The organism is Stappia indica (genome assembly GCF_020177335.1).
Taxonomy (GTDB): domain Bacteria; phylum Pseudomonadota; class Alphaproteobacteria; order Rhizobiales; family Stappiaceae; genus Stappia; species Stappia indica_B.
Genome location: NZ_JAIVMG010000001.1, coordinates 84,950 through 100,042, shown reverse-complemented (window position 1 = coordinate 100,042; position 15,093 = coordinate 84,950). Strand labels below are relative to the sequence as shown.

General features: G+C 65.1%; 15 protein-coding genes. 6 read left to right on the top strand and 9 right to left on the bottom strand.

Annotated features, from left to right (window positions below; translation table 11 throughout):
• The first annotated feature begins 14 nt into the window (after window positions 1-14).
• Window positions 15-1,208: a sensor histidine kinase gene (locus tag LC062_RS00430; RefSeq protein ID WP_224909073.1), complete on the top strand. Its 1,194-nt coding sequence runs from the start codon at window positions 15-17 to the stop codon at window positions 1,206-1,208.
• On the opposite strand, the gene LC062_RS00425 is transcribed toward LC062_RS00430, so the two are convergent.
• Window positions 1,178-1,960, bottom strand: coding sequence for a response regulator transcription factor (locus tag LC062_RS00425; RefSeq protein WP_224909072.1), 783 nt, complete (start codon window positions 1,958-1,960; stop codon window positions 1,178-1,180). The genes LC062_RS00430 and LC062_RS00425 overlap by 31 nt on opposite strands.
• Before the next feature lie 340 nt (window positions 1,961-2,300).
• Between LC062_RS00425 and fmdA the strand changes: the two genes are divergently transcribed.
• The 5 genes from fmdA to LC062_RS00400 all read left to right on the top strand — a co-directional run bounded on the left by fmdA (window position 2,301) and on the right by LC062_RS00400 (window position 5,986).
• Window positions 2,301-3,527 (top strand): formamidase, encoded by a 1,227-nt coding sequence (gene fmdA, locus LC062_RS00420; RefSeq protein ID WP_224909071.1) that lies wholly within the window; start codon window positions 2,301-2,303, stop codon window positions 3,525-3,527.
• Window positions 3,528-3,611: 84 nt separating this feature from the next.
• Window positions 3,612-4,124, top strand: coding sequence for an AmiS/UreI family transporter (locus LC062_RS00415; protein WP_224909070.1), 513 nt, complete (start codon window positions 3,612-3,614; stop codon window positions 4,122-4,124).
• 68 nt (window positions 4,125-4,192) lie between these two features.
• Window positions 4,193-4,495, top strand: coding sequence for an FmdB family zinc ribbon protein (locus LC062_RS00410; RefSeq protein WP_224909069.1), 303 nt, complete (start codon window positions 4,193-4,195; stop codon window positions 4,493-4,495).
• A gap of 202 nt (window positions 4,496-4,697) precedes the next feature.
• Window positions 4,698-5,402 carry a Crp/Fnr family transcriptional regulator gene (locus tag LC062_RS00405; protein ID WP_224909068.1) on the top strand — a complete coding sequence of 235 codons (705 nt, stop codon included), beginning with the start codon at window positions 4,698-4,700 and terminating at the stop codon, window positions 5,400-5,402.
• Complete coding sequence (locus tag LC062_RS00400) at window positions 5,399-5,986, top strand: DUF4202 domain-containing protein (protein WP_224909067.1); 588 nt, start codon at window positions 5,399-5,401, stop codon at window positions 5,984-5,986. Before LC062_RS00405 ends, LC062_RS00400 begins: the two co-directional genes overlap by 4 nt.
• Before the next feature lie 52 nt (window positions 5,987-6,038).
• Here LC062_RS00400 and LC062_RS00395 read toward each other — a convergent pair whose 3' ends face one another.
• The 8 genes from LC062_RS00395 to LC062_RS00360 form a co-directional block, all read right to left on the bottom strand.
• A complete protein-coding gene (locus LC062_RS00395; RefSeq protein WP_224909757.1) occupies window positions 6,039-7,082 on the bottom strand; it encodes a linear amide C-N hydrolase in 1,044 nt (347 codons plus the stop codon).
• A gap of 206 nt (window positions 7,083-7,288) precedes the next feature.
• Complete coding sequence (locus LC062_RS00390) at window positions 7,289-7,567, bottom strand: hypothetical protein (protein ID WP_224909066.1); 279 nt, start codon at window positions 7,565-7,567, stop codon at window positions 7,289-7,291.
• A 3-nt stretch (window positions 7,568-7,570) separates the two neighbouring features.
• Window positions 7,571-8,131: a cytochrome c oxidase subunit 3 family protein gene (locus tag LC062_RS00385; protein ID WP_224909065.1), complete on the bottom strand. Its 561-nt coding sequence runs from the start codon at window positions 8,129-8,131 to the stop codon at window positions 7,571-7,573.
• Entirely contained in the window at window positions 8,128-10,065 is a 1,938-nt protein-coding gene (locus tag LC062_RS00380; protein WP_224909064.1) for a nitric oxide reductase D protein, read from the bottom strand. Before LC062_RS00380 ends, LC062_RS00385 begins: the two co-directional genes overlap by 4 nt.
• A gap of 8 nt (window positions 10,066-10,073) precedes the next feature.
• The gene (locus LC062_RS00375) at window positions 10,074-10,880 is read right to left on the bottom strand and encodes a CbbQ/NirQ/NorQ/GpvN family protein (protein WP_181761536.1); all 807 of its coding nucleotides are present in this window, start codon (window positions 10,878-10,880) and stop codon (window positions 10,074-10,076) included.
• A 5-nt stretch (window positions 10,881-10,885) separates the two neighbouring features.
• The gene (locus LC062_RS00370; RefSeq protein ID WP_224909063.1) at window positions 10,886-12,256 is read right to left on the bottom strand and encodes a cbb3-type cytochrome c oxidase subunit I; all 1,371 of its coding nucleotides are present in this window, start codon (window positions 12,254-12,256) and stop codon (window positions 10,886-10,888) included.
• 10 nt (window positions 12,257-12,266) lie between these two features.
• The gene (locus tag LC062_RS00365; protein WP_224909062.1) at window positions 12,267-12,719 is read right to left on the bottom strand and encodes a c-type cytochrome; all 453 of its coding nucleotides are present in this window, start codon (window positions 12,717-12,719) and stop codon (window positions 12,267-12,269) included.
• A 214-nt stretch (window positions 12,720-12,933) separates the two neighbouring features.
• Window positions 12,934-15,024, bottom strand: coding sequence for a NosR/NirI family protein (locus LC062_RS00360; RefSeq protein WP_224909061.1), 2,091 nt, complete (start codon window positions 15,022-15,024; stop codon window positions 12,934-12,936).
• Window positions 15,025-15,093: the final 69 nt, after the last annotated feature.

Below are 15,093 nucleotides of genomic sequence, written 5' to 3'. Positions count from 1 at the left end.
CGGAGGATGGCAACATGACAGGACAGGAGGACAACCGACCCGGTGAGGAGGGCCACGGCACCAGCGGGCGAGCGCTGCTGATCGTCGATGACGACACGGATTTCGCCGCAAGCCTCGCCGGCCTGCTGCAACTCGAAGACTACCGGGTGTTTCAGGCCCATGACGGCGAGACCGCCCTTGGCCTGATCGACCGGCAATCGGTCTCCGTTGCACTTGTCGACGTGCGGCTTGGCACCGGCGATGGCATCGAGGTGGTGCGGGCCCTGCGCAAGAAGGACCCGGACCTCGTCTGCGTGATGATCACCGCCTACGCCTCGGTCGAAACGGCGGTCGAGGCGCTGCAGGCCGGCGCCTACGACTACCTGATGAAGCCGTTCCACTGCGAGGATCTGCTCGCCACCTTGAACCGCTGCTTTGAACGCATCCAGCTCCTCAAGGACAAGGCGCTGGCCGCCGCAAGGCTGAGCCAGAAGCAGCGCATGGAGGCGATGGGGCAACTGACCAGCGGCATTGCCCATGACTTCAACAACATCCTCGCCGTTCAGCTCAGCAATCTGCGCCTGCTGGAAGAGCGGGTGCGGCACCAGCCGGAGCTGGCGGAGCTGGTCGCCGACGCGCTCGCCGCCACCCGGTCCGGATCCGACCTGACCACCCGGCTTCTCGGCTTCGGCGCCGCGCCATCGGAAAACATCGGCCTGGTCCGGCTGGACGAAGAGCTTCCCGCTCTCATCCGCATGCTCGAACGCACCTTGGGGGATACGCTCGTCATCCGCCTGCGCATGGAGGACGGGCTTTCCCCGGTCGAACTCCTGCCCGGACGGCTGGAAACGAGCCTGCTCAACCTGGCGCTCAACGCGCGCGATGCCATGCCCACCGGCGGCACCCTCGATTTCGAGGCCCGCAACGTCCGGCTCGGCATCGACGGACATCATGGCCCGACCGACCTGGTCCCCGGGGACTATGTGGTGATCTCGGTCGCCGACAGCGGCGAGGGCATGAGCCCGGCGGTGCGGGCCCGCGCGCTCGATCCGCTCTTCACCACCAAACCGCCGGGCGAAGGCTGCGGCCTTGGGCTGCCGATGGTGGAGAATTTCGTGCGCGGCTCGGGCGGGCGCCTTGCCATCGACAGCGGCCCGGGGCGCGGCACCCGCATCAGCCTCTATCTGCCGCGCGCGGTTCAGTGCCCTTCGGGCGGCGCGAACATGTAGCCGATGCCGCGAATGGTCTTGATGAACTGCATCTCGCGGGCATTGTCGTTGAGCTTGCGACGGATCTTGCCGATCAGCACGTCGATGCTGCGGTCATAGGGGGTCCAGTTGCGGTTGGCGACGATCTCCAGGATCTGCTCGCGCGACAGGATGCGGCCGCGCCGCTGCACCAGTGCTGTCAGAACCTGAAACTCCTGGCTGGTCAGCCGGACCGCCTCACCCTCCGGCGACTTCAACTGATAGCAGGTCGGGTCGAGCCGCCAGCCGGCGAAACACATCGGCGCGACCACCGCCTCCCCGTTTGCCGCCGGCTCGATCCGCCGCACCGCCCGGCGCAGCACCGAGCGCACCCGCGCCAGCAACTCGCGCGGCTCGAACGGCTTGGTGATGTAGTCATCCGCGCCCAGTTCCAGGCAGACCACCTTGTCGATGGTGGTGCTCTTGCCCGACAGAACGATCACCGGGAAATCGTATTGCGCCCGCAAGGCACGCGCCAGCGTGATGCCATCGTCGCCGGAGGAAAAGGTCAGGTCGAGAATCACCAGATCGAACGGCTGGTCGGCCAGCGCCCGCCGCATCTCCCGCCCTTCATTGGCACAGGCAACACCGTAGCCCTCGCCCGACAGGAACTTCTGCAGGAAATTGCACAACAGCCGGTCATCATCGACGACGAGTATGCGGGATCGTGTTTCTTCGCTCTGCATGGCGATACGATAAGCGCATTTCCCGCCGCCGGTCGAGCGCTTCAGCATCGGTATTTGTCGCAGGCTCCCCCGCAACTATTGGGAGGGAGAGCCGATTGCCGCACCACGGCGAAGGCGCGGCCTTAGAAAAATAATACAAATCATTGATCGGAAAGACGAAACAGGGGCTCAACCCACTGCACGAACACACCCTTAACCCCTTGGCTTGATTACAAAAAATTACAATACGGCCGATCATCGCCCACAGTGGAATTACACAAGCTGCCTAACCTTGCCCCGCACGGTTCGCAATCCCGCACAAAGACGGAATGCGGATGGCGATCCTGGGGGGGATGACGGCTGCGGCAGGCTCCTCCCGTCTTTGAGACTAACCGGAGGAGGAGCTTCCATGCCCAAGACAGTATTTTCGGTCGACCTGAACAAGGCGCCGGAAGATCAGGATATCAAGACGCACAACCGATGGCATCCGGACATCCCCCTCGTCGAAACCTTCAAGCGGAACGAGGTGATCCGCGTTGAATGTCACGACTGGACCGGTGGCCAGATCGGTAACAACGACAGCGCCAACGACATTCGCGACGTCGATCTGACGCGGGTGCACTACCTCAGCGGACCGTTCGGGTTCGAAGGCGCGGAGCCGGGCGATCTGCTCGTGGTCGACATTCTCGACCTTGGCGCCAAGCCGGATTCCGAATGGGGCTTCAACGGCCTGTTCGCCAAGGAAAACGGCGGCGGCTTCCTGACCGAGCACTATCCGAACGCCAGCAAGTCCTGCTGGGATTTCCAGGGCATCTACACCACCTCCCGGCACATTCCCGGCGTCCGCTATCCGGGCATCATCCACCCCGGCCTGATCGGCTGCCTGCCCGATCACAAGCTCCTGGCCGAGGCCAACCGGCGCGAGGCGGAACTGGTCGCCACCGATCCCAACCGGGTGCCGCCGCTCGCCGCCCTGCCCTATGCCGACACCGCGCTGATGGGCCAGCTCACCGGCGATGCGGCCCGAAAGGCGGCAGAGGAAGCCTGGCGCACCGTGCCGCCGCGCGAACATGGCGGCAACTGCGACATCAAGAACCTGTCGCGCGGCTCCAAGGTCTATTTCCCGGTCTATGTGAAGGGCGGCGGCCTTTCCATGGGCGACATCCACTTCTCCCAGGGCGATGGCGAAATCACCTTCTGCGGCGCCATCGAGATGGCTGGCTGGATCGACATCAGCGTCGATGTCATCAAGGGCGGCATGGCCAAATACGGCGTGGTCAACCCGATCTTCAAGCCGAGCCCGATCGACCCGCATTTCGACGACTATCTGATCTTCGAAGGCATCTCGGTCGATGAGCATACGGGCGAACAGTACTATCTCGACGCCCATGTCGCCTACCGGCGCGCCTGTCTCAACGCCATCGAATACCTGATGAAATTCGGATACTCGGGCGAGCAGGCCTACATGATCCTCGGCACCGCGCCAGTGGAGGGGCGCATCGCCGGCATTGTCGATATCCCGAATGTCTGCGCCACCCTGGCGATCCCGACAGGCATCTTCGACTTCGACATCAACCCGAACTCGACCGGCCCGACACGGCAGGTCTTCGGCGCGGATGTCGCCAAGGCGAGCTGACGCTTCGTCCAAACACCCAGAACAACAAGCGAGCCGGCCGGGGGGCGAACCCCGGTCGAGCCCGCCACTTGGGGGGAACCGCCCATGCTGCTCGGGTTTGCACTTTTGTACGTCGGCGCCGTTCTGTTTCTCAACGGGCTCTGGCTCCTCGGCAAGATCGAGGATCGCGAGATCGTCGTCATCAATGTCGTCTCGGGGGTCGCCACCCTCGCCGTCGCCTTCAGTTCGCTGTTCGGTAGCGCAGCGGACGCCGCGTCGGTCAAGGCCGGCGCCCTCACCTTGCTGTTCACCACCACCTACCTTTGGGTTGCTTACAACCGGGTCGTTGCCGTCGACGGCCGCGGTCTCGGCTGGTTCAGCCTGTTCGTGGCCATCACCGTCGTGCCGGTCGCCATCCAGGGGCTGAGCTCCGCCCAGTCCTTCACCGATGTCTGGCTGGGCCTCAACTGGGCGATCTGGGCCGTGCTCTGGTTCATGTATTTCCTGCTGCTGGGCCTGCAAAAACCGGTGCTGCGGCCAACGGCGCTTCTGACACTGGTCGCCGGCATCGTCACCGGCTGGATGCCCGGATACCTGCTTCTGGATGGATTGCTGTGAGCTGACCGGACCGGGCGGCGGCCGCGCTCCCCCGCCCTGATCCCTGAATGAAAGGACAGGAGACAAATATGCCTCTTTACAACTACATCTGCGAAGAATGCGGCCCCTTCGACAGTTGGGAAACGATGAGCAACGCCGCAAATGCCTGCGCTTGCCCCGCCTGCAGCGAACCCAGCGCCCGGGACGTGGCGGCGCCGCGTCTCAACCTGATGAACACCACCTTGCGCCGGGCCATGTCGCGTTCGGAAAAGAGCGGTAGCGAACCCAAGGTGGTCAAGAGAAGCCACCTTGCCGGCTGCGGCTGCGCGCTGTGCAAGGTCGGGCCGCAGAAGCCGACCCCGACCCGGCACAAATGGATGATCGGCCACTGATGGGCCATTGACCCCGGTCGGACGCGGCGCCATCGCCTCCGCATGCGCGCCGCGCCCGGCCGCCTCCATTTCGCTGCCCGCTTCTCTGCTCTGCATCCGTGCAAGGCAATTGCCCCCGCAATGCACGTTGCCCCTGTGCGGCCCCGCCGGTCTGTGGCACAAGGTGTCAGCTGAAAAAACGCAGGCATCCAGAGACCCAGGCATGAAACCCGAACACGCAGAAACCGCCCGTCAATCCCTCCTGCTGGCAAGCGCGCCCGCTCAGGCCCAGGAAGCGTTGCTGGCCGGCGCCCATACCCGCGTGTTCGAACGGGGCGCCACCATCTTCCTGCAAGGCGAACGCGCCAAAGCGATCTACATCGTCGTCGAGGGGTGGGTGAAGCTGTTCCGCATCGCCCCGAACGGCACCGAGGCGGTGGTCGGCGTGTTCACCAAGGGCCGCAGCTTCGGCGAGGCCGTCGCCTTCCGCCACGACGTCTATCCGGTCGGCGCGGAAGCGGTCACCGATTGCACCTTGCTGCGGATCGAGGCGGATGCCTTCCTGCGGATGATCACCGAGTCTCCCGAAGTGGCCGTCTCGATCCTGTCGGCAACCTTCGTCCACCTGCACAGCCTGGTCGGCCAGGTGGAGCAGCTCAAGGCCCAGACCGGCGCCCAGCGGGTCGCCGAGTTCCTGCTGGAACTGTGCGACCGCGATGACGGCTCCTGCACCGTGCTCCTGCCCTACGACAAGGCGCTGATCGCCGGGCGTCTGGGGCTGAAGCCGGAGAGCCTGTCGCGCGCCTTCGCCAAGCTGCGCGACCATGGCGTCACCATTCGCCAGTATTACGCCGAGATCGCCGATGTCGCGGCCTTGCGCGACTATGCCGAAGAAGACACCGCTCTGGCCTGGAACCGTGGACAATGACGCAAGATCCCACCCGCCTTGACGCCGCCCTTGCCGCCATCGACGCGGCCAATGCCGCCGACCCGACCCAGGAAGACGGCCGCCCGGCCGCCCTCGTCTATGGCGAGCGCATGAGCGCGGAGCTGGAGCGGCTGTTTCCGCACGCCTCGGAAGTGCTGCGCATCGCCGCCCGGGGCCAGCATGTGGAGCGCTGGACCCTCTCCCGTGACAGCTATCCGCAAGGCCGGCCCGGCTATCTCGCCTGGCGTAAGGAACAGGGACGACGCCATGCCGAACGGGTGGCCGGCATCATGGCCGACGCCGGCTACGATGACGAGGAAATCGCCCGCAGCGGCCGCATGTTGCGCAAGGAAGGCATCAAGCGCGACCCGGAGGTCCAGCAGCTTGAGGACGTGATCTGTTTCGTCTTCCTGCGCTGGTACTTCTCGCCCTTCGCCGACGGGCGCGACCCGGAGGAACTCCTGCGGATCGTCACCCGCACCGCGCGCAAGATGTCCGACGAGGGCCGGGCGCGGGTGCTGGCGGAGTTCGATCTGCCCGCCCCCTTCGCCGCGGCCTTCCGCCCGGAGGCGGAAACGCTCTAACGGCAGACGTGGCCGCCGTCTCCGGCGACGCCACGTCCGCTTCTGACTGGGATCACTCCCCGGTCACACCGCCTGTTCCAAGGAACTTGAAAGGCTTTGCTTCCTTGAACTGATCATTGGCGACGCCCGAATAGGTCAGGGACTGATTGGGGCCAAGGTCGAGCTTCAGCACCTTGCCGGCCTCTTTCGAGAAATCCAGCTTCTTCAGATCGACCCAGAAGGTATTGGGGGTGAGCGCGGATTCGAAGAAATACAGCTTGCGCTTCTGGTCCGACACGGTGCGCCAGCGCGTCGACGAGATATTCGGCTGGTCGGGGGTGGAGATGCCATAGGGCACCGAGACATTGCGGATCACGCTGAAGGCGCTGGCAATGGCCTCGACCGGGTCTTCGCTCTTCGGGATCGCATTCACGTAGAAGGTGGCGCGGGCGAAGCGGTCAGACGCGCGATTTGTCCCCGGCAGCATCACCGTACCGCCGATCTGCGTCCAGTATTCGCTCAAGACAAGCTGCTTCTCGAAAGCCGGGGAATTGGTCATCACATCATAGTCGCGGCTGTGATGGATCACCTGCTTGCCGTCGATATATTCGATGATGGCGCTGTCGCCAGTGGCATCGGACAGTGACAGATGCAAGGTGGCCAGCCGCTCTTCGCCCGGAACCTTGTCCGTCACGATGGTGAAGGGTTCCGAGGCCAGCGCATCGACCGCCTCCTGAACCGTCGCGAAATTGTCGAGCACGTATTGCGCCCATGCCGCGATGGTCAGGCCCGGCTTTTCACCACGCTCCTGCGGATAGGAGGATTCCACCAGCCACAGCACATTGGCGACAAGTCCCGCCTCGTTCATGCCATCGGTGGTCGAGATGTCATAGCCGGACGCGATCACGCTTCCGTATTTCGATGTCCACTGGAGCGAGTTCGCCCCCGCCTCTCCGGTGCGGGCCATGCCCCGTGGGAACACCCAGAGATTGGTGCCGACATCCACCTTCCAGTCCATTGAGCGCGCGGTGATCACCTCATCGCCGGCACCATGATAGACGAAGCGGGTACAGGCATCCGCCACAGAAGAAACAAGCGTGCTGGTCGCCAGAAGCATGGCGGTAAAAACCGAGGCATAGGAGCGTTTTTTGAAAATCACGGGTTCGTTCCAGTCAATTTGATCAGGCAGATAGCCGGGGAAACCATGCGCGCAGGGCGTGTCCTTGCACAACGGCACATGCACTTCAGCACAGAAGACACGCAGAAGCCACCGTGCAGGGCCGGCTCCCTCACAGGCGCACCAATCTCCTGGAAGTGTGCCGCCTAAAGCACCGGGATGGTGTAGAGCCCGAGCAGCAAGAGCGCGTAGAGCGCCAGCACAATGCCGAAGCCGCGCCGCCAGAAGGGCGCGGCGGCCAGCCCCAGATACTCCGACAGAATGATGCGCGCCTTCAGCCAGGCAAGCAGCAGGATCGCCGCGCCCGCCCCGGTCGCGGCAAGGCCGGCGAAGCTGGTCCGCTCGATGGCGAGCGCAAGGACCGTGGAGGCAAGGCACAGGCCGATCAGGAGGGCCCAGGCACGCAGAAGCGGATCGCGGAGCATGGCCTACCTCAACAGATAGATGACCGGGAACAGCAGCACCCAGACCAGATCGACCATGTGCCAGAAGGCCGCCCCCACCTCGACGCTGCGCGGACTATCCTTCCAGCCGACGAGGCCGAGAATGATCACGCCGGCGAGCACATGCGCGGCGTGGAACCCGGTGAGCAGGTAGTAGAAGGTGAAGAACGGATGGGTTTCAACGCCGATCCCGGCGGCTGCCTTGTCCGCGTATTCCATCCCCTTGATGATGAGAAACACCAGTCCCAGCACCGACGCGCCCGCCAGCAGGCAGCGGGTACGCAGGCGCTGTTCCGCCTCGCGTGCCCGCACCGCCAGCGCGGCCAGAAGGCCGGAGGTGACCAGCACCACCGTGTTAAGGCCCGCCGCTGCCCGGTGCAGATGATCCTGCGCCGCCGCGAACCCCGCCGGATCGCCGATCCGCACGGCGAGGAACGCCGCAAGCCCCGCGCCGAACACCAGAAGCTCGGACACGATCAGCACCCACATCATCAGATCGCCCGGCAATTGCTCAAGCGGATGCGGCGTCTCGACGGTTTCGCTCATGCCCCCACCAGATGCCGATAGATGTCGGGCAGCGCGCTCGGCAACCGATCCGGATGCGGCACCAATGCGTAGCCGCCGCGTCCGAACATGCGCGGGAACCAGGATTTGCCGTCCCGGTCGACCGTGATGCCGAACACCGCATGGCCAGCCCGGCGCGCCTCGCGCACCGCCATGGCGCTGTCCTCGATGCCGTGCCGCCCCTCGTAGTGATCGAGATCGTTCGGCTTGCCATCGGTGATGACCAGCAGGAGCCGGCGCTTCTTCGCCTGACCGGACAGCTCCGCCGAGGCATGGCGGATCGCCGCCCCGAGCCGGGTGTAGAACCCCGGTTTCAGCCCCGCGATCCGGTCCTCGACCACCGTGCTCATCGGCTCGCCGAACTCCTTGCAGCCGAACAGATAAACCCGATCCCGCCGCAGCGAGGAAAAGCCGTGGATCGCGAAATCGTCGCCGCAGGCATCCAGCCCCCAGGCCATCGCGGTCAGCGCCTCGCGCTCGATGTCGATCACCGCGCGGCCGGTTACCGCGCTTTCGGTCGAGCGCGACACGTCGAGCAGGATCGACACCGCCAGATTGCGCGCCTGCGGCCGGGTCTGCCGCCAGATCCGGTCCCGGGTCTCGCCCGTCGCCAGAAAATCAGCCCGCGCCCGCACGGCGGCCTCCATGTCGAGATCGTCGCCATCGAGATGACCCGGGGTGGTCACCCGCCCCGGACGCAGGGCCTCGAACTGGCGCTTCACCGCCTTGATGCGCCGCAGCGCCTGCGGATCCTCGCGAAACGCCGGGGTCTCGTCGCCCGGCTCCACCATGCTGGCGAAAACCCGCGCATGATCCGGCAGATAGGCCTTCGTGCGCACGTCCCATTCGGGATAGACATGAACGCCGGACAGGCTCTCCCGGTCGACATCCTCCGGCGCCAGATCGAGATGCAGCTTCAGCCGGGTCGCCGGCGCCTTGGAGATTTGGCCGAGACCGATCTCGTCCTGGTCGTCCGCCGCCTTTTTCGCGGAATCGACGTCATCATCCTCCACCCGCCGGTTGAGATTGATGAACTCCGCCCAGCTCAGGATCGCCTCGAACTTGTGCAGGATGAAGCTGTCGCTGCGCTCCGCCTGTTCGGACTTGCGCCGCCGCGCCCGGCGGGTGCCGCCCTCGCCCTCCTCCGGCGGCCCGTCGGTCTCGCGGGTTTCCACCTCTGACCGTGCGGAGCTGCCGGGCTCGCGCAGGTCCGGCCAGATCGGCACCGGCCGCAAGGGGCGATAGCCGCGCGGCGCGCGAAAGCCTTGCCGATCGCCTGAATGCACCGCCGCCAGCATCGCCTGCGCCCGATCGGACAAGGCGGCCGGATCGCCGAGCAGATGGCGCACCACCGCCTCCACCGCCGCCTCCACCGGCGGCAGGGAAAGCTCCGGCCGCAGGCTCAGGTAGGCCGCGCACAGGTCGTCGTAAAGCTGGGCGAAGCCCGGCGCCTCGGCCAGGGTTGCCGTGGTCATGCGCAGCGCGCCCGCCAGGTGGCGCAGATCCGCGCGCAGCGGATCGCTCTCCTGCTGCTCGGCGCCTGCCTGCGACAGGATGGCAGCCAGCCAGAGATAAAGGGCCGCATTCGCCTCCCGCGCGGGAAAAACGGCAAGGCTTTCCGGCAAGCGGACCGCCGCGCCGTCGAAGCTGGCGCGCGGCGCCCGCTCGGCCGCCGTTCCCAGCCGGCGCAGGAAGGACAGCCGATGCCGGCTTTCCTCCTCGGCCACCGGTTTCATCTCCACGGATGGATTGCCGCCAAGACCGCGGAAAAGTACCGCCAGCCGTCCGCCGACCTCGGAAAGGTCGACACGGGCTCCCTCATGCGCTTCCGGCGCATCAAGACGGCTGGCGAGGGCGTGCCACAGTTTCCCGACGGTTTCCTCGGGTTCCCATGGCTCGATTTCGATCCCGGACACGGCCTGCCTCACCCGTAAATGGCCGTGACGAGATCGAGGAGCCCGCGTTTCACATCCTCATCGTCGCTGAGCGGCTCGATCATCGCCGCCAGTATCGCGCGCTCCACCGGCATCCCCTGGGCAATCAGGGTCGCGGCGTAAACAACCAGACGGGTCGAGACCCCCTCTTCCAGGTCCTGCCCCTTCAGCGCCCGCAGCTTGCCGGCAAGCCGGACCAGCGGCTTGACCTGCTCCTCGGACAACCCGCTTTCGCGCGCCACCACCGGGATCTCGTTGGCCGGGGTCGGGAAGTCGAACTCAAGACCGACGAACCGCTGCCGGGTCGACGGCTTCAGGGTCTTCAGGATGTTCTGGTAGCCCGGGTTGTAGGAGGCGACCAGCATGAAGCCCGGGGCCGCGGCCAGTTCCTCGCCGGTCCGGTCGATCGGCAGGATGCGGCGGTCGTCGGTCAGCGGATGCAGGACGACGGTCACGTCCTTGCGCGCTTCCACCACCTCATCGAGATAGCAGATTGCCCCTTCGCGCACCGCCCGCGTCAAGGGTCCGTCGACCCACACGGTCTCCCCGCCCTTGAGCAGATACCGCCCGATCAGATCGGCGGCCGACAGATCGTCGTGACAGGCGACCGTGTAGAGCGGCCGGCCGAGACGGGCCGCCATATGGGTGACGAACCGGGTCTTGCCGCAGCCGGTGGGCCCCTTCAGAAGCGCCGGCAGCCGGTTGGCATGAGCGGCGGCGAACACCTCGCATTCGTCGCCCTGCGGCAGATAGAAGGGGGCCTCCGCCCCCTCCTGCAAGTTGACATGAGCGTTCATGCTCTTCACTCCGCCGCGGCACGGACCGTCGGGCCCGGCTCGATGACTTCACGACCTGGCACCAGGATCGCATAGAGGAACAGGAACACGCCGAGCACCACGGCCACACCGGAGCCAAACCGCATCCAGAAGAAGATGGCGATCTGGTCCTGCACATCCATGAAGTTCTCGCCCACGACCCGCTGCATGTGCGTCTGCACGGTGCCGGCAAAGGTCAGCGTGAAGGTCATGAACACCATGCCACCCGACATCAGCCAGAAGGAGGCCATGTTGAGCACCTGGTTATAAGGATCGCGCCCTTTCAGGATCGGCATGGCATAGGTGAAGATCGCCAGGTTGAGGCACACATAGGCGCCGAAGAAGGCCAGGTGACCGTGGGCTGCGGTGATCTGCGTGCCGTGGGTGTAGTAGTTCACCCCGTGCAGCGTGTGCAGGAAGCCCCACACGCCCGCGCCGAAGAAGGCCAGCGTCGCACAGCCCAGGCTCCACAGCAGCGCCGCCTTGTTCGGGTGGTCACGCCGCCCTTTCCAGACCATGACGAAGGCGAAGGCCATCATCGCGAAGAAGGGAATGACCTCCAGCGAGGAGAAGATCGACCCGATCCACTGCCAGTAGCCCGGGGTGCCGATCCAGTAGTAGTGGTGGCCGGTACCCAGAATGCCGGAGAACAGGGCGGTGGCGACGATCACATAGAGCCACTTTTCCACCACCTCGCGGTCGACGCCCGTCAGCTTGAGCATCAGGAAGGCGAGGATCGAGGCCATGATCAGTTCCCAGACGCCTTCGACCCACAGATGGATGACATACCACCAGTACTGCTTGTCGAGCGCCAGGTTGGACGGATTGTAAAAGGCGAACAGGAACAGCAGCGCCAGCCCCCACAGGCCGATAAGCAGGATGTTGGAGATCGCCGTCTTCTTGCCCTTCAGCACCGTCAGGGTGACGTTGTAGAGGAAGATCAGCGCGGCAACGACGATGCCGACCTTGACCCATCTGGGCTGTTCCAGGAACTCGCGCCCTTCCTTGCCGAGGAGGAAATTGCCCTCGAACAGGTTGAACAGGTAGGTCACCACCACGCCGGCGGTGCCGATCACCAGGATCGCAAGCTGGAGATAGGCCAGCTTCGGCGAATGGATTTCCCGCTCCGCTTCCTCGGGAATGAGGAAATAGGCGGCGCCGAAGAAGCCGGTCAGCAGCCACACCACCAGGCTGTTGGTGTGCAGCATGCGGCCAATGTTGAAGGGCAGGATTTCGGCGAGGAAGTTCGGCTGGACGTAGATGTAGCCGAGCACGAGCCCCATGGTCACCTGAACGGCGAACAACGCCATCGCGACCGCGAAATACGCATACGCGATCTTTTGTGTTTGGTACTTCATGGGTCTCTCCTCAGCCCGCGTCGTTCGGCGGCCAGTCCTGCGCGCGGATCCTGTTGGTCCACAGCAGGAAGTCGGCAAGTTGGCGATATTCTTCGTCGGTGAGCTTGAAGCTGGGCATCTGGCGACGGCCCTCGATGCCGGTCGGCATCGCCTGCATCCAGGATTTGAGCGCCTCATAGGCGCCTTCCGGATCGTCGTTCACCCCCCAGCGGGTCATGACATTGGCGAGCTCGGGCGCGAAATACGCCCCTTCGCCCAGAATGGTATGGCAGTTGATGCAGCCGTGCTTTTCCCAAAGGTGCTTTCCGGCCGCGACATTGTCCGTCAAACCGGCACGGTCCGTCGAAGTCGTGACGATATAGTAGTGGCTGTGTATCGATAATCCGATGAAAATGACGATGAAGAACAGTGACCCGCCGTAAAATATATTACGGGCCATGCTCTTGGTCATGACTTCGCGCATTGCGCCCTCCTTCGCGGAGCGGTTGATGGTGCTGGCACATTCGTCGGAGTGCCGGCGCAACTCCTTAACGAAAGTCAACTGCCAGGATTTATCCGCATCTGATCATGCCGCAACGGAACAGTGCCTTCTACCCGAAACTGCCGTCGCGCGGACCGCGGCCTTCCCCGGCGGAGCAAGGCCGCAGACAGCGCCATGAACATCGTCAGCAGAAGGATCAGGGCCTGGTGCTGGCCGGTGGTGCTGGCGGCGATGGCGGCGCGCTCACCCCCGCGGCCGGACGCACCCGGCGCTTCAGCACCGTACAGGTGGCCGGGTCGTGATAGATCACCTGACAGCGCAGGCACAAAACGCATTCATTGGGGTTGATACGCCCCAGCGGGTCGATCGCCCCGACGGTGCATTTGGTCTCGCACAGCCGGCACTCGCGTCCGCATTGCGGCCGGCGCCGCAGCCAGTCGAAGATCTTCAGCTTGGCGGGAATCGCCAGCGCCGCCCCGAGCGGACAAAGATAGCGGCAGTAGAATCGCTCGATGAACAGCCCCGCCAGCAGCAGGACGCCGACAAAGGCAAGGAACGGCCAGGCGCGCATCATGCGCATGGAAATCGCCGTCTTGAACGGCTCCGCCTCGGCCAGCACCAGGGCATCGTGCATGGAATAGAAGGACAGCGCCAGAATCGCGACGAACAGGGTGTATTTGATCACCCAGAGCCGCTCGTGCAACGCCTGCGGCACCGCGATTTGCTGAATGCCCAGCCGCTGCGCCGCCGTGTTGAGCAGCTCCTGCAAGGCACCGAACGGACACAGCCAGCCGCAATAGACCCCGCGTCCCCAGAACAGAAGCCCCAGGGCGACGAAGGACCAGAGCAGGAAGATCACCGGCTCGATCAGGAAGGTTTCCCAGCGAAAACCGGTCAGCAGCGAGTGGATGAAGGCGACGACCTGCACCACGGAAAGCTGACCGTTCAGCCCCCAGCCAAGCACGAACAGGGTCACTGACAGGAAACCGATCCGTCCCCAGCGCCAGAGCTTTGGCCGGCGCACGATGCTTTCCTGGAAGAACAGGATCAGCGTCAGCACGCCGAGCATGGCGCCCGTCGCCATCGTCGCCGGGCGCTTGGTCATCCAGATTTCCCGCCAGAGCGGTTCGGCCGCGGGCGGCGGCGCCGCGCGCAGCGCCTCGGGCAGGGCGTAGTCGGCGGTCACGGTCATGACCGCCGTTCCGCCGGACCCTGTCGGACGCCGTGCCGTGACCTCGACCTGGAAGGGCCGGGCCGGGTCGATCCCCTCGCCCAGCCGGAACACACTGAGTTCCTTGAGGGCCGGTGCGCCCTCGATCGCCAACCGCTTCACGAACACGTAGTCGCCGGCGGTGGGCCGGAGCAGCCGGTCGCCCTGGCGGATTTGGATCCGGTCGAACAACCCCGTGCGTTTCCAGGCGGTGCCCCGATGGGAGTGCAAGCCGCCGGACAGGACGGCCAGCGCCGCCTCCCCCGGCCCGAGCGCGGCCACCGCCCGGGTATAGACCTGCTGGCCCAGAAGATTGCGGCCCACGGTCGGCGGATCGATCAGCCCGACATAAAGATCGAGGAACGCCGCATCCCCGGGCGGCAGCGGCACCTTGGCCTCCGCCAGCGCCTTGCCCGCCTCATCCATCGTCACCCGCCGGTGCGACAGCGCCCCCATGCTCGCAAGCTGATCCCAGGTGGCCGGCGCGTAGGACAGCCGGTCAATCCCGTCGCCACCGGGCAGCACCCCGCGCGCCATCGCCAGCGTACGCGCGGTTCGGAGGATCCCGTCGCGAATGACGCCGGTGGAGACGGTGGCGCGAGAGATCACATCGGGAAGATCCGCCTGCGGGGTGAGGATTTCCGTGCGCGGCGCATCGAGCGCAACGCCGGCGAAACCGTTCACATAGGCGGCGATATCCTCATCGGAGATCCCAAGCGTCAGCACCGGTTCGTTGTGCTGGACAAGGCGTGCCCCGGCGATCCTTGCATCGAGGCTGACGCCGACCAGCACATCCAGCGGTCGCCCCGAATAGCCGACGGAATTGGCGATCTCCCAGGTGGAGCCGATATGGCCGACCACCTTGCCGCCGGCACTGACGGTCCAGCCCGGCACACCGGTCTCCTGCCGGATCACGCTGAGCGGCCCGTCGGTCTTGAACAGCGCCGCCGCCAACTCCGCATCCGGCGCAGTACTCTCCACCGATGCAACGTGAGGTTCTACGGCATGGACTGAAGAAGAAATAAGTGCAAGGCTGATCGTCGCCAGTAGGCCGAAGATGAAGAGGAGTGAATGCATGTCGGATTCCGGACCTCCATTGCACAACTCTGCGGCGCGTATGGCGCCCCTGCCTTAACGAAAGTCAAG

Excerpts from the sequence above, each read along its gene's own strand:
- LC062_RS00430 (WP_224909073.1), top strand. The coding sequence starts at position 15 with ATGACAGGACAGGAGGACAACCGACCCGGTGAGGAGGGCCACGGCACC.
- LC062_RS00425 (WP_224909072.1), bottom strand. The coding sequence starts at position 1,960 with ATGCTGAAGCGCTCGACCGGCGGCGGGAAATGCGCTTATCGTATCGCC.
- fmdA (WP_224909071.1), top strand. The coding sequence starts at position 2,301 with ATGCCCAAGACAGTATTTTCGGTCGACCTGAACAAGGCGCCGGAAGAT.
- LC062_RS00415 (WP_224909070.1), top strand. The coding sequence starts at position 3,612 with ATGCTGCTCGGGTTTGCACTTTTGTACGTCGGCGCCGTTCTGTTTCTC.
- LC062_RS00410 (WP_224909069.1), top strand. The coding sequence starts at position 4,193 with ATGCCTCTTTACAACTACATCTGCGAAGAATGCGGCCCCTTCGACAGT.
- LC062_RS00405 (WP_224909068.1), top strand. The coding sequence starts at position 4,698 with ATGAAACCCGAACACGCAGAAACCGCCCGTCAATCCCTCCTGCTGGCA.
- LC062_RS00400 (WP_224909067.1), top strand. The coding sequence starts at position 5,399 with ATGACGCAAGATCCCACCCGCCTTGACGCCGCCCTTGCCGCCATCGAC.
- LC062_RS00395 (WP_224909757.1), bottom strand. The coding sequence starts at position 7,082 with ATGCTTCTGGCGACCAGCACGCTTGTTTCTTCTGTGGCGGATGCCTGT.
- LC062_RS00390 (WP_224909066.1), bottom strand. The coding sequence starts at position 7,567 with ATGCTCCGCGATCCGCTTCTGCGTGCCTGGGCCCTCCTGATCGGCCTG.
- LC062_RS00385 (WP_224909065.1), bottom strand. The coding sequence starts at position 8,131 with ATGAGCGAAACCGTCGAGACGCCGCATCCGCTTGAGCAATTGCCGGGC.
- LC062_RS00375 (WP_181761536.1), bottom strand. The coding sequence starts at position 10,880 with ATGAACGCTCATGTCAACTTGCAGGAGGGGGCGGAGGCCCCCTTCTAT.
- LC062_RS00370 (WP_224909063.1), bottom strand. The coding sequence starts at position 12,256 with ATGAAGTACCAAACACAAAAGATCGCGTATGCGTATTTCGCGGTCGCG.
- LC062_RS00365 (WP_224909062.1), bottom strand. The coding sequence starts at position 12,719 with ATGCGCGAAGTCATGACCAAGAGCATGGCCCGTAATATATTTTACGGC.
- LC062_RS00360 (WP_224909061.1), bottom strand. The coding sequence starts at position 15,024 with ATGCATTCACTCCTCTTCATCTTCGGCCTACTGGCGACGATCAGCCTT.